The sequence below is a fragment of the Variovorax sp. EBFNA2 genome (assembly GCF_033802765.1).
GTDB lineage: Bacteria > Pseudomonadota > Gammaproteobacteria > Burkholderiales > Burkholderiaceae_C > Variovorax > Variovorax paradoxus_H.
Genome location: NZ_CP138496.1, coordinates 4,819,015 through 4,838,782 on the forward strand (window position 1 = coordinate 4,819,015; position 19,768 = coordinate 4,838,782).

The window sequence follows — 19,768 nt, forward strand, 5'->3', positions numbered from 1 at the left end:
GCCGCGCGCGTTTGCACTCGCACATCTAAGGCCCCGGCCTCTGGCCGGGGCCTCATGCTTAGGCGACGGCGGCCAGTTCCTCGCGGTCTTCGGCTTCAGCAGTGGCTTCATCCGCTGCCAGCACCGCTTCGATCCTCGACGATGTCGACGTCTCGGGACTCGGTTCTGCCTTGCCCCTGAACATCACCGGCAGCCACCCGGTCCCGGCCGCGAGCCTTTCAGCCTCGCTCGCCATCTCGGCCTTCTTGAGCTTGGATAGCCGGGTCACGTGATCGGGTGCAAAGGCCAGCACTGCCTCCAGCGCCTTGGCCTTGGACACATGCGAGAAATAGCCTTCGGCGGTCGGTGTCCACCAGTCGTGCATGTCGAGGCGCACGGCCTCTGCCAGTTCGGCGGCAGGCGTCTCGTCCTCGCGGGATGCCAGCACGCCGACCGTGGACGCCACGCACACCGCGAGCAGCGACAGCAGCTCGCCCTGCGGCAGGGCCAGCAGTTCGGCAAAGAGAGCCTTGGGCTCTTTCGGCAAGCGCGCTGCCCATGCCTCGCGGACCTTGACCATGCCCATCGCCGCAGGCGAGTCCCCGATATCGGGGGCATGCAGCGCGAACCCATTCTGCGGCGTGGCGATGATGTCGACGGGCGACCCGCCCGAGCCGTAGCTGTCCAGGACCACGCGCAGCGCGAGCCGATGTACCACCGCCACCAGCGCCACCTGCGGATGCCGGGCGACCTCGGCCTGCAAGGCGGCCGTGCGGTGGGCGCTCAGCCGTTTCGCCAGTTTCTCCGAGATACCGGGCTTGGCCGAATCGTCAGCCTCATCACCATCGTGGCCGTTGCGCTCCCCGCCTGCCGCACCGGCCTCCTGCCGCTCCTGCGCCCGCAGCGCCTTGACCTCCTCCTCGCGCAGCAGGCCACGGTGCACCACCACGCCGCCCATGTGATCCACCGACACCACGGCACCGGCCATTGCCATCGCGCCGGGCGGGTAGACCATCAGAGTCTGCTCGAGCGCTTCCAGTTCGTTGCCCAGCCGGTCCAGTTCCTCCTGCAGCGCACGCTCGCCGTCCTCGCTCAGGTCCGCATCCCCGTCGTCGAGCCGGTCTTGCAGCTCGTTCTGTTTCCGTTCGAGCTTGGCGATGCGCTTGGCCTCGGTCCTGCTCGGGTCGCGGCGCGTGCGCCGCACCCGCTGGAACACATGCAACTCGGCCGCCGTGGCGCGCGGCGCGACCTCCACCCAGCTCCAGCCTTCCAGCTGGACCTGTTCGGCGACAGCGGCGAGCTTGTGGCGCGCGAGCGTGTCCAGCAATCCAGGATCGGTGAGATAGCCGCCTTGCCGTTCGTCCGAGAACAGGTCGCGGCGCACGCCGCCCCCTGCGGCCTCGTAGGCCTCCAGCCCGACGAAGCGCGCCAGCGCATCGCGGCTGGCATCGATCTCGTCATGGGTCAAGTGCTCGCGCAGCGCCTCGGGGCTGCGCTGCCACGCCGGGCTGTCGTAGAACGCAGCCTCCTGCGCCGCGTGGTCGTCGGTGATGGCAAGCGCCATCAATTGTTCGAGGGTCGCGGTGCCGGCCTGATAGTCCGCCAGCAGGCGCGGCGAGACGTTGGCGAGCCGCAGCCGGCGCTTGACCACCAGCGGCATCACGCCAAAGTCCGCCGCGATGCCCTCCACCGAACGGCCTTCGGCCACAAGCGACTTCCACGCGAGCAGTTCCTCGACAGGGCCCATGGCCTCCCTCTGCACGTTCTCGGTGAGGCTCGCCGTGCGCGCCAACGTGTCGGCCACCCGCAGGCAAGGCACCGGCCAATCCTCGGGGATGCGTCGCTTCTTGGCGAGCAGCTTCAAGGCCGCGAGGCGCCGCCCGCCGGCGACGACCTCGAAGTCCCCGTCGTCACCGAAAGGAATCACGGCGAGGTTCTGCAGGAGGCCCAGACGCCGGATGCTTGCCGCCAAAGTAGCAATCGACGTGCGCGCCTTCCGGCGCACGTTGCGCTTGGACGGCCGTGCACGCAGCCGCGAAAGCGGCACCAGCACCATGCTCTGCGCAGGCACGGCCGCTTCAAGGGTGGAATCGCCTGGCATATCAACAGTATTCATGATCGAACTCCTGTCCCATGTCGGGACGTTGGAAAACAAAACTGGAAAGAAACGAAAACCGGAACTGGGGATCAGGGCGTGGGTCTGTGCATAGGCGCTCTCCTTGGGTGCTGGGCTCCGCAGGGGCCGCGAAGCCCTTTCGCGGCCATACAGGCCGGCTGGGGCCGGCGCGGGTGCGCCGTCAAGGGAGAACAGCGAAGGCGCTGGCGCGGCCCGCAGGCGAAGCCGAGGACACGGGCGCCGCAGCGGCCCTTGACGGGAGGAGCGCCCGCAGAGGCCAGGCAAGCCGCAGGCAGCGGCGCGCAGGTGGCGGGTACCGCCACCGGAGAGTGAGATCCAGGGAAATCGGCCGGCACCGGCCGCCGGCCAGGTGCACGCGCGCAGCGCGCATGCGAGTGGGAAATGAGTGGGAAGCAAAAAGGGGCGAAGCCCCTTTGGCTACATCAGCCCATGCTCCGCCATCGAGTAGATGACGCTGCCGCCGACGATCAGATGATCCAGCACCCGAACATCCACCAGCGAGAGCGCGGTTCTGAGGGTTCGCGTGAGCGCCTGATCGGCCAGCGACGGCTCGGCCAATCCTGAGGGATGCCCATGCACCAGGAGCAGCGCGGCACTGTTGCGCGCCATCGCATCTTTGACCACCTCACGCGGATACACCGAGGTCTGTGCCACCGTCCCACGGAACATCTCCACATAGTCCAGCACGCGGTTCTGCGAATCCAGATGCACGACAGCGAACACCTCGTGCGCCAGTGCCCCGTGCCGCAGACGCAGGAAGTCCCTCACCAGCGCAGGCGAAGACAGTGCGTCGCTGCCACGCACCCGCCTCGCCAGCAGCCGCTGCGCCGCGAGCAGCACCTCGTCCGCCTGGGCCGGACGGTACTCGCCCGCGACATCGCGAACGAGGAGAGGAACAGAAGCGGAGAACTCGAATGAAACGAGAGAGGAATAGAGATCGTGCGACATGGTCGGCTCCGTGAATCGGGCGGGATTGCCCGAAACCGGAAGTCGCACGCCGCAGCGCAGCCGTCAGGGTTCGAAGACGGCCGCAGGCCGCAAGCGCAATGCCGTTGCGCGCAGGCCTTGACAGCGAGAACGGCGTGCAACGATGAAGGGAACAGCAAGCCAGTCTTCGTGCTTCATCAACTCACCTGCGCAGCGGTTCTCACCCGCGCTCCTGCAGACTTCAATCTATCCGCAAGAAAGTCGAGCAGTGCACGATGGACCGCCGTGCTGTGCCGGCGCTGCATATAGACGGCTGACAGCCACATGTCGCGGCGGACGAAGTCCGAAAAGACGGGCACCAGTCGTCCGCTCTCGACGTAAGGTTTCAATATGACTGACGGTAGATAGACGACACCAGCTCCTAACAGCGCAGCCTGTACAAGCGGGCCGCTTTCCGTTGCGTCCAGCGTCCCGCGGACCGTGACCTCGATGGGCTGACCGTCGGTTCCGAAGCGCCACTTCGGCAGAGGATTCAACTGAGCGCTGGTCAACGCGACGTGATGCGCAAGCTCGCTGGGATCGACAGGCACGCCGTGCTCGCGCCAGTACGTGGGGGCAGCGCAGACGCTGAGTTCCATCGACACCAGTTTTCGAACGATCAGGTTCTCGTCGGCCGAAGGGCCGAAGAAGCGCGATGTCGATCCCCTTCTCCGCAAAATCTACCATGCGATTCGTGAGTACGAGACTGATGTTGACTTCCGAATAATGGTCAAGAAACATTTTGATCAGTGCGGGCAACTCCGTCAGGTTTATGCCGTGGGGTGCCGAGATACGTGAACGTCCTCTGGGGACCCGCGCACGATCCTGGAGTTCGACATGCGTGACGTCGGCCAGTTCGAGCATCGGCTTGCTTCTTTCGAGCAGCAAGACGCCGGCATCCGTCAGGCTGACGGCATGACTGGCCCGGTGCAGCAACCTGACGCCGAATCGGCTCTCAAGCGTCGCGATGTATTTGCTGATGGTGCCCTTCGAGAGCGAAAGATGTTTGGCCGTGCGGGAGAAGCTTCCGGAAGATGCGACCTCGCTGAAGGTGCGCAGGAGGTCCAAACTGTCCAAGATTTTCTGCTTCGTCGCCAGGCAAAGCCACGGCTCAAAAAAGAGCCGAGTCCGAGTTTCTTTCTCAGGCTTGCGTCGACGGGTGACGATCCTTTCGCCGCGCCGCGCCCGCATGTGTCGGAGCACGGCCTGGACGGTACGCAGGATGCCCAGGGCATTGGTGTCGAAGAGCGTCTCGGCCTCCGTGGTCGTGGTTTCCTCGACCGCGCCGATCAGGGTCGCTCCCGCGCTGTTGACAGCACGTCGATGCGCGTGGTCCGGTCGATGATGGACTGGATTCCGCGTTCGACGGAAACAGCATCGCGAATATCCATCTCGACCAACTCGACGCCAGGCAATGCTGGAGCCTTCGCGAGGTTGCGTACGGTGCCGAATACCCGGCACCCCCGCTCGGCAAACTTCTGGGCGGCAACGCGTCCAATGCCCGATGACACGCCGGTCACGACAACGACTGATGAACTCTACATGGCATTCCTTCGATCTCGATGAATGGTAATGAGGCGCGTCAGTGCGCGGACTGGGTGGCGTTGCCGGGTTTGATCCGAAACCAGATCGAGATCGCCAGCAAGAAGACCAGCGTCAGGATCGTCCCCGCGAAGGTGCCGCCGATCAAGGTGTAGGCGAGCGCGCCCCAGAACACCGAATGGCCAACGGGATGAAGGCCAGAGACGGCAAAGCGCGCCCCGACAGGCTGCTGCGTCTGCAGCGAAACGCCGTTCGGCTCATTGAAGGTACGGCCATTGCACTGCCAGCGCTTGAAGACCAAGCGCGGGCGAAGGACGAAACCATCGACTGGCTGCGCTGATAGCGCTCGTCAACCCTGTGAGCCGAGAGTTCCTCGATATGAGTTGCCGGCGGCTTCGAGCGCGGGTTTGACGCTTTCCAGCGCACCGCCGCCATCGCACGGAATCAGCGCGCCAGAAATGTAGGCTGCGTAGGGCGACGCCAGAAACAGCGAAAGGTTCGCGATGTCATCCAATGAACCGAACCGCTGCATCGGCACCTGCTTGCGCGCGAACTCGCGGTCTTCCGGCGTCGGCGCCATGAGTTTGCGAAAGCCTTCCGTGCCGTCGATGGGGCCTGGCGAGATCGAGTTGAGCCGAATGCCCTCCTCGCCCCATTCGAGCGCTAGCACGCGCGTGAACTGATCGACGCCTGCCTTGGCCGCGCTCGCATGCGCCTGATAGCGCATTGGCACGAAGGATTGAGGCGCGGTGATGTTGATCACCGAGGCCCCCGGCCTGCGCAAGTGCGCGTGCGCCTGCCGCAGGACGTGGAAGGTGCCGACAAGGTCGATGTCCACCACCACCTTGAAACCGTTGGACGACATGTCCTTGGCCTCGCAGAGAAAGTTGCCTGCGGCGCCGGAAATCAGCACGTCGATCGGTCCGAATTGGTCGACCGACGTTGCGATGGCGGCGCCGACCGCGTCGAAGTCGCGCACGTCTGCGGCCACCCCGCAAACCTGCCCGCCGTGCGCGCGCAGCGCCGTGACGGCGGCATCGACGTTCTCCTGCTTGCGGCTCGCCACTGTTACGCGCGCGCCCTGGCGCGCGAATGCATCCGCGATGCCGAAGTTGATGCCGGTGGTTCCGCCGAAGACGACAACGTGCCGCGCAGTGAAATCGATTCCTATCTGCATGCGTTCGGTTCTCTGATTGTGTGTCGACGATTCCGTCAATTGAAGCCGTGGCGCGGCGCGGCCGCCGCGCCGCTACCGTAGAGAGCCAGCTTGCGGCAGCCCGCGAAGATTGACTTGGGTGTGAGGCCGTAGATCTGACGAACTGAGTGGCTGAAGTGCGTGGAGTCCGGATAGCCGACATCAAGCGCAATGTTGGCCAGGTTCGAGTTCTGCCTGACGTAGTAGAGAACACTGCGCGCGCGCTGCCAGGTGCGGAAGCTGCGGAACGGCGAGCCGACCTCGGCCTTGAAGAGGTGCAGGAATCGCGACACTGAAAGATGACACGCCACAGCGCATTCTTCGGCCGACGTGTGGCTGTTAGGGTCGCATTTGATCTTGTTCAGCATGGCGCTGATGCGTCGGTCGAGCGCACGGGCTGGCAGCGCGCCACCGAAGAAGTTCTCGTCGAAATCCTCGGTGCGTGCGTACTGGCGGCTGGCGCAACGCTTGAACTTGTCGAGCGCGTCGCGCATCGTCTGCAGTGCCTCCGGAGCATCGACGGCACCACAGCCGCTGCGCAGATGCTCGGGTAGATCGCTCAGCCGCACCGTCTCCGACTCAATGAGGATGTTGCAGATCATCCGGTCGTCCGACTCGATGCGGTGGCCAACGTACGGCGGGACGACCGAGAACTGCGTCTCCTCCCACACGCCGCCATTTACGCAGATGCGATGCGGGCGGCGCAGCGAGACGTAGATGGAAAAAGCGCCGAAGGTCCGCATCGACGGCTCGCCCAGCAAGCCTACATAGAGCACACGATCGGCGTTGAGCCACATCACGCGCTCCGACAGCGCTGAAGAGGTGCCCCGCGAGGGCTGCAATTCGCTCGGATCGATCTGAATCTGCATGGTGTTGTCTCCTGTTTATATCGGCGGCCCCGCGCCAAGGCTTGCGTCGAGTCGTCAACGGTACTTGGCGAGCTCCAGTTTGCCAAGCTGCGCGCAGTGCACCTCGTCTGGACCGTCGGCCAGGCGCAGCAGGCGCGCGGTCGCGTAGGCTGAGGCGATGCCCAAGTCGTTGTTGGTGCCGCCCCCGCCATGCGCCTGGATCACCCAGTCGATCACCTGGCAGGCCATCTGCGGCGCCGCCACCTTGATCATCGCGATGTCGGCCTTGGCGACCTTGTTGCCCACGGTGTCCATGCGGTGCGCGGCGTTGAGCGTGAGCAGGCGCGATTGCTCGATCAGGATGCGCGAGTGCGCGATGCGCTCGAGCGTCACGCCCTGCTGCGCGATGGTCTTGCCGAAGGCCACGCGCGACAGGCTGCGCTTGCACATGCGCTCGAGCATGCGCTCCGCCAGGCCGACCAGCCGCATGCAGTGGTGGATGCGGCCCGGACCGAGCCGGCCCTGCGCGATCTCGAAGCCCCGACCCTCGCCCAGCAGCATGTTCGAGGCCGGCACGCGCACGTTCTCGAACAGCACCTCCGAGGCGCGGTCCGGCACGCCGTAGAAGCCGAACACCGCGATCGGCCGCACCACCTTCACGCCGGGCGTGTCCATGGGCACGAGGATCATCGACTGCTGCTTGTGGCGGTCGGCGTTGTCCGGGTCGGACTTGCCCATGAAGATGCCGATCTTGCAGCGCGGGTCGGTGGCGTTCGTGGTGTACCACTTGTGCCCGTTGACGATGTAGTGGTCGCCGTCGCGCGCGATGCTCGACTCGATGTTGGTCGCGTCGCTCGAGGCCACGCCCGGTTCGGTCATCGCGAAGCAGGAGCGGATTTCACCCGCCAGCAAGGGCTTGAGCCAGCGCTCCTGGTGCTCGGGCGTGCCGTAGCGCGCCAGCACTTCCATGTTGCCGGTGTCGGGCGCCGAGCAGTTGAAGACCTCGGGCGCGAGGTGCGAGCGGCCCATGATCTCGCACAGCGGCGCGTACTCGAAGTTGGTCAGGCCCGCCCCGTGCGCCGACTCGGGCAGGAACAGGTTCCACAGGCCGGCCGCGCGCGCCTTGGGCTTGAGTTCGTCGAGCACCGGCGCGACCTTCCAGGGGCCCAGCGCCTCGGCCTCGCGGTAGTAGCGCTCCTCGTTGGGATAGATATGTTCTTCCATGAACGCGCCGAGGCGCTGCTGAAGATCCTGAACCTTGGGGGAGAACTCGAACACATGAACCTTTCTGGGGTGGCGTGATGCCGATGGCGCGCGATGCGTGGAATGAAGGAGGCGCGGCGCTAGCGCTCGCCGCGCGGGAAATGGGTTTCGACCTGGCGCCAGGCGGCCTCGGCGATGGGCCGCGCCTTGGCGCCCGTCTCGCGCGCCTCGGCGCTCGAGGCCGTGCCGTCCAGCGCGCGCTTCAGGATGCCCTGCAGGATCGCAGCCAGCCGGAACATGCTGTAGGCCAGGTAGAACTCCCAGTGCGCGGGATCGACCGGCGCGCGGCCGCTGCGTCGGCAGTAGGCGTCGAGGTAGCTGCGCTCGTCGGGAATGCCCAGCGCCGCATGGTCGACGCTGGCCATGCCGCGAAACTGCGCGGCCGTCAGCCGCCAGGGCAGCGCGTGGTAAGCGAAGTCTGCAAGCGGATGGCCCAGCGTGGACAGCTCCCAGTCGAGCACTGCCAGCACGCGCGGCTCGCTCGGGTGAAAAATCATGTTGTCGATGCGCAGGTCGCCGTGGAAGATGCAGGTCTCGTCGCTGGGCGGCACGTGGGCGGGCAGCCATTCGATGAGCCGCTCCATCGCCGGGATCGATTCGGTGACCGAGGCCTGGTACTGCGCGGTCCAGCGACCGATCTGACGCGCGAAGAAACCGCCGCTGCGGCCGTAGTCCGCCAGCCCGACCGCGGCCGGGTCCACGCCGTGCAGCGCCGCCACCACGCGGTTCATGTCGTCGTAGATCGCGTTGCGCTCGGCGCGCCCGCAACCGGGCAGGGCCGGGTCCCAGAGCACGCGGCCCTCGACGAAGGCCATCACGTAGAAGGGTGTGCCGATCACCGAGGCATCGGCGCAGTAGCCCAGCGCGCGCGCCACCGGCACCTCGCCACCGCCCAGCGCGGCGATCACGCGGTACTCGCGGTCGATCGCGTGGGCCGAGGGCAGCAGTTCGCCGTCGGGCTTCTTGCGCAGCACGTAGCGCGTGCCGGTCGCGTCCGTCAGCAGGTAGGTCGGATTCGACTGACCGCCCTTGAAGCGCTGCAGCGTCGCGGTGCCGCGAAAGCCCGGGATGTGGGCCTGCAGCCACGCCGACAGCGCCTGCAGGTCGATGGCCCTGGGGGTGCCGGGGGGTGGGATCACAGCCGCGTCATTCAACATTCATGACCTCTCATGAGCAGAATGGTATGGCATTATTGTCGGACAATCTACCACGGGTTTACGCCGACGATCGCCTGTGCGACGGCGCAAACACGGGCCCGTCCCTGGCACCGGTTTCAGTCGCGGAAAGTGGGCGCGCGGCGTTCGCGCGCGGCGCGCAGGGCCTCATCCAGGTCCTCGGAATACAGCATCGCGGCGTTCCAGGTGGCGATGTAGTTGAGGCCGTCGGCCACCGGCCGGTCGCGCACGTAGGAGATCATTTCCTTGGTGCCGCGCAGGCACAGCGGCGACTTGGCCGCGAGCTGCGCCGCGATGTCGGCCACCGCGGCCGAGAGCTCGGCATGGCTTTCGTGGCAGCAGTTGACCAGGCGCATGCGCGCGGCCTCGGCACCCGAGAAGCGCCGCGCGGTGTAGGCCAGCTCGCGGGCCATGCCTTCGCCCACCAGCCGCGGCAGGCGCTGCAGCGTGCCCACGTCGGCCACCAGGCCCACGTCGATCTCCTTGACCGAGAACCAGGCGTCCTCGCAGCAGTAGCGCATGTCGCAGGCCGTGACGATGTCGATGCCGCCGCCCACGCAGGCCGCATGGATCTCGGCGATCACCGGCTTGCGGCAGCGCTCGATGGCCGTGACCGTGTCCTGCAGCGCGAGGATGTTGCCCCGCGTCTTCTCGCGCGAGCGACCGTCGCAGGCGTCGGCGGTCTGCGCCTTGAACTCGTCGAGCATGCCCAGGTCCAGCCCGGCCGAGAAATGCGCGCCGGCCGCCGACAGGATGCCCACGCGCGCCTGCGGCGTGGCGTCCAGCCATTCCATCGCCTCGCGCAGCTCGCGCCACATCGCGGCGTTGATCGCGTTGGCCTTGCGCGGCCGGTCGAGTTCGATGCGGGCTACGCCGGCCTGCAGCGAGAGCTTCAGGGTTTCGAAGACCGGCAGGGGCGTGGGGTTCGTGTCCGCGTTCATGTGCATGTTAACTCGGGGTTGTCTTCGAAATGCTGAAGGTGGGCCTGGCGCAGCGCGAACTTCTGGATCTTTCCGGTCGAAGTCATGGGCAGCGCCGCCACCGGCACGATGGCCTTGGGCACCTCGAAGCGGCCGAGGTGGGCGCGGCAGTGGGCTTCGATCTCGGTGGGGCCCGCGCCCTGCGCCAGATCGAGCACCACGAAGGCCGTGATGGCCTCGCCCCAGCGCGCATGCGGCAGGCCGACCACGGCCACGCCGCGCACCGCGGGATGGCGCAGCAGCACCTCCTCGACCTTGATCGAGGGCACGTTCTCGCCGCCAGTCTTGATCATGTCCTTGACGCGGTCGAGGAAGAGCAGCTCGCCGTCCTCGTCCCAGCGCCCCAGGTCGCCCGAGTGGTGCCAGCCGAAGCGCGAGGCATGGGCCGTGGCCTCGGGGTCCTGGTAGTAGCCGAGCATCACGTTGGGCCCGCGGTACACGATCTCGCCCACCTCCCCCGGGCCTAGCAGGCGGCCGTCGTCCGACATCACGCCCAGCTCATCGGCCAGCGTGGCCACGCCCCAGTAGGCGCCGAAGCGCTGCAGCTGCTGCTCGGGCCGGAAGATGGTGGTGGCGGTGTACATCTCGGTCTGGCCCGAGCACAGCGCGAAGCGACCGCAGAAGCCGTCGTGCAGGTCCGTCAGCAGCGTCTTCGACATCGGCGCCATCGCGTAGATGCACAGCTTGAGGCTCGACAGGTCGGTGCGCGTCCGCTCGGGATGCTCGAGCAGCGCGCGGTACATCATCGGCAGCCCGACCAGCAGGCTGATGCGGTGCCGAGCGATCGCCGGCAGCACCACGTCCACATCGAAGTCGCGCATCAGCACGGAGCTCGCGCCGCACAACAGCGCCGACAGCAGCACCACGTGCTGCCCGACATGGAACAGCGGCAGGTGGCAACTGAACACCTCACCCTCGACGCCCATGCCCCACTCGACCAGGTTGGACATCAGCACCGCGTGGATCGAGGCGTGCGAATGCATCACGCCCTTCTGGCGGCCGGTGGTGCCGCTGGTGTACATGATCTGCACCAGCGCATCGCCGTCGATGTCGGTCTCGGGCTGCGTGCAGGGGAAGCCCGCGATGCGCTCGCCGAGCGAGGCCCATGCGGCCGGCCGCGCGGCCGCGTCCGCCTGGCAGACCGTCACCGCCAGGCCCGCGGCCTCGACGTGCGCGCGTAGCGCCGCATCGGCCAGCAGCCGCGCATCGGCCACCAGGTGGCGTGCCTGCGAGTGCGCGAGGATGAAGCCCACCGCCTCGGGCGCGAGCGCGGTGTTGATCGGAACCCACACACCGCCGGCCTTGTAGATGCCGAACATCGCGACCACCATCTCGGCCGAGTTGTCGCACAGCATGGCCACGCGGTCGCCCGCCGCTAGGCCCGAGGCAGCCAGCGCATGGGCCATGCGATTGGCGTCCTCGTCGAGCGTGCGGAAACTCGTGCGGTGCCCGCCTTCGATCAGCGCGGCGCGCGCACCGAAACGGCGTGCCGCGCGGTGCAGCAGGTCGCCCAGCGCCACGCGGCCTATGCGCCGCCGCGGCGCCAGGTCCGCCGCGGGCGTCATTTCGACACGCCGACCGGTTCGAGGTACTCGCTCGCTAGCACCCACTTGCCGTTGACGATCTGGGTCATTCGCACTTTCTGGTTGCTCAGCCGGTTTTCCTTCGAGACGTTGAAACCCGGATTGCCCAGCGCGTCGGGGCCCAGCTTGGTGGCTTCCATCGCGGCGTTGAAGCTCTCGGCTGTGAGTTTCCTGCCGGCCTTGTCCGCCACCTTGGCGAAGGTCGTCATCGCGTAGTAAGCGTACATCGAGTACAGCCCCGGGTCGTCGCCGAAGCGCTTCTTGTAGGCTGCGAACCATTCGCGCACCGCCGGGTTGGCATCGTCGGCATAGGGCAAGGGAATGAAAGTCGCGCCGTACACGCCTTCCATGGCCGCGCCGCCCAGCGTGGGCACCTGTTGCGAGTAGTTGGCCGCCGTGCCCAAGAAGTCAGGGCTGAAGCCGATCTTGCGCGCCTCGCCCACTGAGCCGATGAACTCGCGCAGGGTCGAGGCGTTGAAGACCAGGTCGCAGTTGGCCGCCTTGAGTCGCGCCATCTGCGACGAGAAGTCGGTGGCGCCGCGCTTGTAGGTGGTCTTCTCGGCCACCGCCATGCCCTTGGCCTTGAGATAGGCCTCGACGCCCTCGAAGGCTTCGCGGCCGTAGTCGTCGTCCTGGTAGATCACGCCGACGCGCTTGTATGGCTTCTTCTTCATCATGAAGTCGAGCGTCGAGGCCGACATCGAGAAGTACGACGGCGCGAGCGCCACCTTGTACGGGATCGGCGGTTCGTACAGGTCCTTCGAGGCGCCCTGCGGCATGAAGTTGAAGACCTTGTTCTCGATCAGGAAGGGCAGCGCCGCCATGTTGGTCGCGGTGCCCAGGTGCCCGAGGATCGCGAACACGTTCTCCTGCGTGACCAGCTTCTGCGCGGCCAGCACCGCGCGCTTGGGCTCGTAGCCATGGTCCTCGACCACCAGCCGGATCTTGCGGCCCTGGATGCCGCCCTTGGCGTTGATCTCCTCGACGGCCATGTTCATGCCGTTGCGGGACTCCTTGCCGTAGTTGGCGATCGGACCCGACAGGTCGGTGATCGTGCCCAGCACGATCTCGCTGTCGCTCACGCCCTTGGCCTGGGCGAGGGCGAGGCCGGCGGCCCCGAGCAACAGGGCCGTGGTGATCAGGTTTCTGCGCAACATCGAAATCTCCTTCTTTGGGTGTTGATCGGCTCAGGAGGGCTTGCGGCCGAAGACCGGCGGCCGCTTCTCGGCAAATGCGGTGACGCCTTCGACCGCATCGGCCGTGCGGCCCGACGCGACCATGGCGCAGTGTTCGTGGTTCAGGTGCTCGGCCAGCGAATGCAGGGGCGCGGTGTCGACCAGCCGCTTGGTGCGACCGAGTGCGCCCGTGGCGCCGCGCGCCAACGACGCGACTAGCGCGGCGGCGCGCGCGCCCAGCTCGGCATCGGGCCAGACCGCCGACACGACGCCCCAGTCGAGGCAGCGCTGCGCCGACAGCGGCTCGTTGGTGAAGAAGATCTCCTTGGCGCGCGCCACGCCCACGCGGCGCGCGAGAAACCACGAGGCGCCCACGTCGGGCGTGAGGCCGATGGCCGAGTAACCGCCGCGCAGCTTCATCGATTCGGCCGCCAGCACGATGTCGGCGCACAGCGCCAGGCCGATGCCGCCACCGCCGACGGGCCCGTTGAGCGCGCTGACCACCGGGATCGGCAGCCCCGCGAGCCGCTCGATCGCGCGGTGCAGCGGCGGGATGTGCGTGTCGAGCAGCGTGCCGATGTCGTCGCGCGAGCGCACGAAGTCGCCGATGTCGCCGCCGCCACAGAAATGCCGGCCCTCGGCGCGCAGCAGCAGCGCGCGCACGGTGGCGTCCTCGGCCACTGCCTCGACGGCCGCGATCAGCGCGGCCGACAGTTCCAGGTCGAGCACGTTGGCGCGCTCGGGGCGGTTCAGCGTGATAACGGCGATGCCGTCGCGACGGTCCAGCAGCACGGCGAAAGACATCGGGGAGACCTTTCGGATCGCCACTTCGGCGACATGCCCGCAGCGTAGGCAGGGCCCGCAGGAGCGTCTTGTGTCCAGACGCTGCGGCCCGCACCCCCCTCCCCCCGGGCAAACACCCATGTCAGATCGGCGAGATGCCGTGCCGCTTGTCGGGCCAGCCGCGGCTGGCCTTGCGCGGCAGGCAGCGCGCGAAGGTGGCGGCGATCACCGAACGCGTGTCGCGCGGATCGATCACGTCGTCGATGCCGAAATGCTCGGCTGCATGCAGCGCGCCCAACTGCTCGCGAAAGCGCGAGATCAGCTGCTCGCGCTTCTCGGCCGGCACCGGCGCCGCATTCACCTGCTTCTGGTAGGCCACGTCGACCGCGCCCTCGACCGACATCGCGCAGATCTCGGCCGTTGGCCAGGCCACGCAGAGATCGGCGTCGAAGCTGCGGCCGCCGCACATCGCGATGTAGCCCAGGCCGTAGCCCTTGCGCAGCACCACCGACACACGCGGCACCGTCGCCTGCCCCAGCTCGAACAGCAGCCGCGCGCTGCGCCGCGCCAGCGCCGTGTCCTCGGCCTGGCTGCCCACGAGGAAGCCCGGCAGGTCGATCAGGTAGACCAGCGGCAGGCCGAAGGCATCGCAGACCGAAACGAAGTGCGCGCCCTTCTCGCAGGCCTTGGCGTCAAGCGTGCCGGCCAAGTGCAGGGGCTGGTTGGCCACGAGGCCCACGGCTCGGCCCTCGAGCCGCGCAAAGCCCACCACCAGGTTGGGCGCGAAGCCCGGCTTGAGTTGGAGGAAGGAGTCCTCGTCGACCATGCCCGCGATCACTTCGCCGATGTCGTAGGGCTTGCGCGGGTTGTCGGGTATCACGGCGGGCAGGCCGGCCTCGGCCTGCGCGTCGGGCTCGCGCGCGGGCGCCACGGGCGCCGACAGGCGCGCGTTCGACGGCATGTAGCCCAGGTAGGCGCGCACCAGCGCCAGCGCCTCGGCGTCATCGCCGGCCGCGATGTCGGCCAGGCCGTTGCGGTCGGCCTGCACCGCGGCGCCGCCGATCGCTTCCTTGTCGGCCACCTCACCCGTGGCCGCGGCCACCAGCGCCGGGCCGGCGATGCCCATGGTCGAGGTGCCGCGCACCATCACCACGAAGTCGCAGAGCGCGGCGAAGTTCGACGGGCCCGCGAAACCCGGCCCCATCACCACCGCCACCGTGGGCACCCAGCCCGAGAGCGCGACCGCAGTCTGGAAGTAGTGCGAGCCCTGCGCGAAATGGCGGCTGTCGAGCCCTTCCTGGATGCGGTGGCCACCGCCGTCGAGCAGCATCACGAAGGGGCAGCCGTGCTCGAGCGCATGCAGCGCCAGGCGCTCGACCTTGTATTCGCCGATGCGGCCGTTGGAGCCGCCCAGCACGGTGAAGTCGAAGGCGCACAGGCACGCCGGTCGGCCGTCGATGCGCGCATGGCCGGTGATCACGCCGTCGAAGGGCGCCTGCAGCGACTCGGTGTCGAAGGTGTCGCGCTTGGGTTCGACCAGCGCACCGATCTCGTGGAAGCTGCCCGGGTCGACCAGCAGCGCGATGCGCTCGCGCGCCGACAGCTTGCCCAGCGCATGCTGGCGCGCGATGGCCCGGGGGCGGGCCGCGTCGGACAGCGCGTCGCGGCGCGCGATGAAGTCGTCGAAGGCCTGGCGCGTCGCGCCGGGCGAATGCGTGGGGGTGTCGTTGCTCATCTCTTCCTTGGGGGCGCGGCCGGATCGGCCGTGCGGTCGTAGGTCTGCGCGTTGAGGCCGGTCTCGCGCAGCTGCTGCTTGCGGACCTTGGCGGTCGGTGTCTTGGGCAGCTCGGCCACGAACTCCACGTAGCGCGGCACCATGAAGTACGGCAGCCGCTCGTCGAGGAAGGCGAGCAGCGCCGCGGCCTCCACGCCCTGCCCTTCGCGGCGCACCACGCAGGCCTTGATCTCGTCCTCGCTCGCGTCGCTGGCCACCGCGATCACCGCGCACTCGAGCACAGCCGGGTGCTCGTTGATCTCCTTCTCGACCTCGAAGCTCGACACGTTCTCGCCGCGGCGGCGCATCGCGTCCTTGATGCGGTCGAGGAAGACGAACTGCCCGTCGGGCTCGCGCCGGAACGCGTCGCCGGTGTGCAGCCACTGGTTGCGCCACACGTTGGCCGTGGCCTGCGGCATGTCGTGGTAGCCATCCATCACCATCCAGGGCTCGTCGGTGCGGATCACGAGCTCGCCCATCTCGCCGTCGGCCACCGGCCGATCGTGGCGGTCGACCAGCCGCACCTCGAAGTCGGGCCGCGGCCAGCCGACCTTGCCCGGCTCGGCGCGGCCCACGGGCGCGCGCAGTACGGTCGAGCCCTCGGTCAGGCCGTAGGCCGTGCACACGGCCTCGATACCGAAGCGGGCCTTGAACGCGTCGATCTGCGCCATCACCGGCACCATCATCACCCGCCGCAGCGGGTGCACCGCATCGTCGGGCCGCGCGGGTTGGCGGAACAGGAAGTTGGCCATCGCGCCCAGCAGCATGGTGTAGGTGCAGCCGTGGCGGCGCACGTCGTCCCAGAAGGTGGTGGCCGAGAAGCGTGGCAGCAGCACGTTGCTGCCTCCTGCGATCAGGTTGTTGTAGATCGCGGCCCACTGCCCGCCGATGTGGAACAGCGGCAGCGTGCACAGCGACACGTCGTTGGGGTCGGCCAGGCCCAGCACCTGCGGCGCCGCGTAGCCGTAGGCATGCGCGTGCGTGACGCGCACACCCTTCGACGGGCCGGTGGTGCCCGAGGTGTACATGATGCCGATCAGGTCCCAGGGATCGAGTTGCGCGGGCGCCTCGCGTGGCCCGCGCAGCGCGGCCCAGGGCCGCTGCTGCAGGCGCGGGCCGAGCGCGGCCGGCGCCGCGGCGCCGCGCACCACCACGTGCACCAGGTGCTCGAGCCGGTCGGCCACCACCTGCAGCACGGGCAGGTAGCCGGCGTCGGCCACGATCACGCGCGCGCCGGAGTTGTTGATCACGTGCGCGAGGATCGAGCCCTTGTAGGCCGTGTTCACCGGCACCTCGACGCGCCCGGTGAGCGACAGCGCCCACCAGGCGATCACGAAGTCGAGGTGGTTGTCGAGCATCAGCAGCACCGGCTCCTGCCGCGCCACGTCCATCTGCGAGAAGCCGGCCGCGAAGGCCAACGCCTCTTCGTACAGCATCGCGTAGCTCATGCCGCGCTCGGTGTCTCGCACCGCCACTTGGTCGGCGCGCACGCGCAGGTGGCCCTCGAGCACCGCGGCGAGCGTGCGCCGTGCCAGCGGTGGCAGGTCCATGACGTCTTCGGTCTTCTGGCTCATGAAGCGGGATGTCTCCTTCGATGCAGCGGCAGGGGCTGAACGCCATCTGTCGAACCTTAATTGTCTGTAAATATTGCCAGACAATCAATGACGCCGTCACCGTGCTTTCCCTTTGAGGCGCCGGGTCAGCCGCTCCTAAAATCCCGATGTCCTTCGGCCTTCCGGCCTTTCCTCATCCGCACCGCGGGATCCCGCATGAACAACACAGAGAAAGCATCCGCCTTCCGGCCCGAGGCCGTCAGGGAGAAGGCGGCCGAGAAGAAGACCGCGCACCCGCGCAGCACCCCCGACCGCGTGGCCGACGCCATCAGCAAGGGCATCCTGATGCGGCGCTTCACGGTCGGCCAGCGGCTGATCGAGGCCGACCTCACGCGCGACCTCGGCGTGAGCCGCAGCACCGTGCGCGAGGCGCTGCGCATCCTCGCGTCGAGCGGCGTGGTCGACCTCACGCCGCACCGCGGCGCGGTGATCCGATCGCTCTCGCGCGAGGACGCGGCCAGCCTGCTGGGCGTGCTGGAGGTACTGTCGGGCCTGGCGGCTCGGCTGGCTGCGGCCAACATCGGCATCGGCCACAACGCGCGCCGCTTCGAGGCCGCGGCGCAGAAGCTCATCCACGCCGAGAGCCCTGAGGCGCTCGACCGCGTGCTCGACGAACGTGCCAACTACTACAAGGTGATGTTCGAGATCGCCAACAGCAGCGAGCTGGACCGCGTGCTGCCGCAGGCGCGCGCCCACCTGTTCCGCGCGCAGTTCTATCACTCGCTCACAACGGCCGATCTACGCTCGATGGTGGCCGAGTACCGCGCCATCACCGAGGCGATCCTCGAGGGCGACCAAGACAAGGCCGAAAAGCGCATGCGCCGGCACCTTCAGAAGTCGGGCGAGCGCACGCTGCCGCGCATGTCGGACTTCAGGCTGAACTGAGCGCTCAGCGCCCCTGCCACCGCGCGGGGCGTTTCTGCGCAAAGGCCGCCGCACCCTCGCGCGCATCGGCCGAGCCGTTGACCGCCCGCGCGATCGGGCGCTGGGACTCGAACATCTCGGCGTCGCTCCAGTGGCGAGAGGCCTGCACGATCTGCTTGCTCGCGGCCACGGCCAGCGGTGCGTTGGCGTCGATGGCCTGCGCCAGCTTCAGGGCGGCGGCCAGCGCCTCGCCCTTCTCGACCAGTCGGTTGATCAGGCCCCAGGCCAGCGCCTGCTCGGCCGAGATCGGGTCGCCCAGCAGCGCCATCTCCATCGCGAGGTTGGCTGACAAGCGATGCGGCAGACGCATCAGGCCGCCCGAGGAGGCGACCAGGCCCCGCTTGGTCTCGGGCAGGCCGAAGCTCGCGCCGCGCGCCGCCACCACCATGTCGCAGGCCAGCACGATCTCGAAGCCGCCGGCCACGGCATGACCCTCGACCGCGGCGATCAGCGGCTTGCGCGGCGGGGCCTCGCACAGGCCGGCGAAACCACGGCCTTCGATCGCGGGCTCGACACCCTCGAACGCAAAGGCCTTCAGGTCCATCCCGGCGCAGAAGGTGCCGCCGGCGCCAGTGAGGATGCCCACGTGCAGCGCCGGGTCGGCGTCGAGCCGCTCCATCGCCGCGGCGATGCCTCGCGCCACCGTCATGTTCACGGCGTTGCGCACCTCGGGCCGCTGGAGGGTGACGACCAGCACGTGCCCCTCAACATGCGTGCCGACGGCCTGCATCGGCGCACTCATCGCAGCCCCGTGCTGCCGGGCAGCGCAGTGCGCAGCTTACCGACGATGCCGCTGGGGAAGAAGTAGACCGACAGCACGAACACCAGGCCAAACCACAGCATCCAGCGGTCGGGGTGGAACAGCTTGGCCAGCAGCGGCACCGACGTCAGCGAGCCGCTCAGCCCGCCCATCAGGCTCTGCAGGTAGTTCTCGGCCACGATGAACAGCACCGCGCCCACCACCGCGCCATATACCGTGCCCAGCCCACCGATCACGGCCATCAGCAGGATATTGAGCATCACGTTGAAGCCCACCGTGGTCTGCGGCCCCACGTAGCGCAACCACAGCGCCATCAGGATGCCGGCGCAAGTCGCCAGCGCGGCGGCCAGACAATTGATCGCGATGCGGTAGTAGAGCGTGCGATAGCCGATGGCCTCGGCCCGGAAGTCGTTCTCGCGGATCGCCTCGAGCACGCGGCCGAAGCGCGAGTTCACCACCCGCAGCATCAGCAGGAACAGCGCGGCCGATACGAAGAAGATCAGGTAGTAGGTCAGCACGCGGCCGTTGATGGCGGTCCCTAAGACCGGGTTCTCGAACAGCCGGTAGGCCGGTGTCAGCACCTCGGGCAGGCGGAAGGTGCGGCCGTCGTCGCCACCGGTGATTCCGCTCAGCCGCATCACCAGCGCCCCGAAGGCGGCGCCGAAGGCCAGCGTCATCATGGTGTAGAAAATGGCCTTCACCCGCAGCGAGATCAGCGCGATCAGGAAGGACAGCAGCACCGACACCGCGATCGCGGCCGCGGCGCCCGTGGCCATCGCGGACCAGGTCGGGCCCATCTTGTACATCGCGATCGCCACGCCGTAGGCGCCGATGCCGTAGAACATCGCATGCGCGAAGGACACCACGCCGCAGTAGCCCAGCAGCAGGTCGAAGGATGCGACCAGCACGATGAACACGCAGACGGTGGCCGCCACGTTGAGCGAGCGAGCGCCCGAGAACAGGAAGGGCGCGGTCGCGAGGTACAGCAGGATCAGCACCAGCAGCGTCGAGAGCATGCGGCTGCGCGGGAAGTCGCCGGAGAGGAGTCGGGTCAGCATGATGGCGGCCGCG

General features: G+C 67.9%; 17 protein-coding genes and 2 pseudogenes. 1 reads left to right on the forward strand and 18 read right to left on the reverse strand.

The annotated features are described in order from the left end of the window. Positions 1-58 precede the first annotated feature (58 nt). The 16 genes and pseudogenes from RZE79_RS22665 to RZE79_RS22740 all read right to left on the reverse strand — a co-directional run bounded on the left by RZE79_RS22665 (position 59) and on the right by RZE79_RS22740 (position 16,974). A complete protein-coding gene (locus RZE79_RS22665) occupies positions 59-2,095 on the reverse strand; it encodes a ParB/RepB/Spo0J family partition protein (RefSeq protein WP_319356942.1) in 2,037 nt (678 codons plus the stop codon). Positions 2,096-2,533: 438 nt separating this feature from the next. Then, positions 2,534-3,064 carry a JAB domain-containing protein gene (locus tag RZE79_RS22670; RefSeq protein WP_319356943.1) on the reverse strand — a complete coding sequence of 177 codons (531 nt, stop codon included), beginning with the start codon at positions 3,062-3,064 and terminating at the stop codon, positions 2,534-2,536. A gap of 176 nt (positions 3,065-3,240) precedes the next feature. Next, on the reverse strand, positions 3,241-3,681 hold the full coding sequence (locus RZE79_RS22675; protein ID WP_319356944.1) for a LysR substrate-binding domain-containing protein: 441 nt from the start codon (positions 3,679-3,681) through the stop codon (positions 3,241-3,243). Positions 3,682-4,033: 352 nt separating this feature from the next. After that, positions 4,034-4,159 (reverse strand): annotated as a pseudogene (locus tag RZE79_RS22680) (LysR family transcriptional regulator); the annotation flags it as partial. A gap of 84 nt (positions 4,160-4,243) precedes the next feature. Next, positions 4,244-4,602, reverse strand: a pseudogene (locus tag RZE79_RS22685) (SDR family NAD(P)-dependent oxidoreductase); the annotation flags it as partial. 62 nt (positions 4,603-4,664) lie between these two features. After that, complete coding sequence (locus RZE79_RS22690) at positions 4,665-4,925, reverse strand: hypothetical protein (RefSeq protein ID WP_319356945.1); 261 nt, start codon at positions 4,923-4,925, stop codon at positions 4,665-4,667. 48 nt (positions 4,926-4,973) lie between these two features. Further along, positions 4,974-5,801 (reverse strand): SDR family oxidoreductase, encoded by an 828-nt coding sequence (locus RZE79_RS22695; RefSeq protein WP_319356946.1) that lies wholly within the window; start codon positions 5,799-5,801, stop codon positions 4,974-4,976. A gap of 35 nt (positions 5,802-5,836) precedes the next feature. Then, positions 5,837-6,688 (reverse strand): helix-turn-helix domain-containing protein, encoded by an 852-nt coding sequence (locus RZE79_RS22700; protein WP_319356947.1) that lies wholly within the window; start codon positions 6,686-6,688, stop codon positions 5,837-5,839. A 54-nt stretch (positions 6,689-6,742) separates the two neighbouring features. Next, positions 6,743-7,891, reverse strand: coding sequence for an acyl-CoA dehydrogenase family protein (locus tag RZE79_RS22705; protein WP_319361260.1), 1,149 nt, complete (start codon positions 7,889-7,891; stop codon positions 6,743-6,745). 119 nt (positions 7,892-8,010) lie between these two features. Next, a complete protein-coding gene (locus tag RZE79_RS22710) occupies positions 8,011-9,069 on the reverse strand; it encodes a phosphotransferase (protein ID WP_319356948.1) in 1,059 nt (352 codons plus the stop codon). A gap of 134 nt (positions 9,070-9,203) precedes the next feature. Continuing rightward, positions 9,204-10,046, reverse strand: coding sequence for a crotonase/enoyl-CoA hydratase family protein (locus tag RZE79_RS22715; RefSeq protein WP_319356949.1), 843 nt, complete (start codon positions 10,044-10,046; stop codon positions 9,204-9,206). Continuing rightward, entirely contained in the window at positions 10,043-11,650 is a 1,608-nt protein-coding gene (locus tag RZE79_RS22720; RefSeq protein WP_319356950.1) for an AMP-binding protein, read from the reverse strand. Before RZE79_RS22720 ends, RZE79_RS22715 begins: the two co-directional genes overlap by 4 nt. After that, the gene (locus RZE79_RS22725; protein WP_319356951.1) at positions 11,647-12,825 is read right to left on the reverse strand and encodes an ABC transporter substrate-binding protein; all 1,179 of its coding nucleotides are present in this window, start codon (positions 12,823-12,825) and stop codon (positions 11,647-11,649) included. The genes RZE79_RS22720 and RZE79_RS22725 overlap by 4 nt, the downstream gene beginning before the upstream one ends. A gap of 30 nt (positions 12,826-12,855) precedes the next feature. Next, entirely contained in the window at positions 12,856-13,647 is a 792-nt protein-coding gene (locus RZE79_RS22730) for an enoyl-CoA hydratase-related protein (RefSeq protein ID WP_319356952.1), read from the reverse strand. A gap of 121 nt (positions 13,648-13,768) precedes the next feature. After that, on the reverse strand, positions 13,769-15,361 hold the full coding sequence (locus RZE79_RS22735) for an acyl-CoA carboxylase subunit beta (protein ID WP_319356953.1): 1,593 nt from the start codon (positions 15,359-15,361) through the stop codon (positions 13,769-13,771). After that, positions 15,358-16,974 carry an AMP-binding protein gene (locus RZE79_RS22740; RefSeq protein WP_319356954.1) on the reverse strand — a complete coding sequence of 539 codons (1,617 nt, stop codon included), beginning with the start codon at positions 16,972-16,974 and terminating at the stop codon, positions 15,358-15,360. The genes RZE79_RS22735 and RZE79_RS22740 overlap by 4 nt, the downstream gene beginning before the upstream one ends. 195 nt (positions 16,975-17,169) lie before the next feature. On the opposite strand from RZE79_RS22740, the gene RZE79_RS22745 reads away from it, so the two are divergent. After that, entirely contained in the window at positions 17,170-17,898 is a 729-nt protein-coding gene (locus RZE79_RS22745; RefSeq protein ID WP_319356955.1) for a GntR family transcriptional regulator, read from the forward strand. 4 nt (positions 17,899-17,902) lie between these two features. Here the strand turns inward: RZE79_RS22745 and RZE79_RS22750 are convergent, their stop codons facing one another. Further along, on the reverse strand, positions 17,903-18,679 hold the full coding sequence (locus RZE79_RS22750) for a crotonase/enoyl-CoA hydratase family protein (RefSeq protein ID WP_319356956.1): 777 nt from the start codon (positions 18,677-18,679) through the stop codon (positions 17,903-17,905). Then, a complete protein-coding gene (locus RZE79_RS22755; protein WP_319356957.1) occupies positions 18,676-19,755 on the reverse strand; it encodes a branched-chain amino acid ABC transporter permease in 1,080 nt (359 codons plus the stop codon). Before RZE79_RS22755 ends, RZE79_RS22750 begins: the two co-directional genes overlap by 4 nt. Between the last annotated feature and the right edge of the window lie 13 nt (positions 19,756-19,768).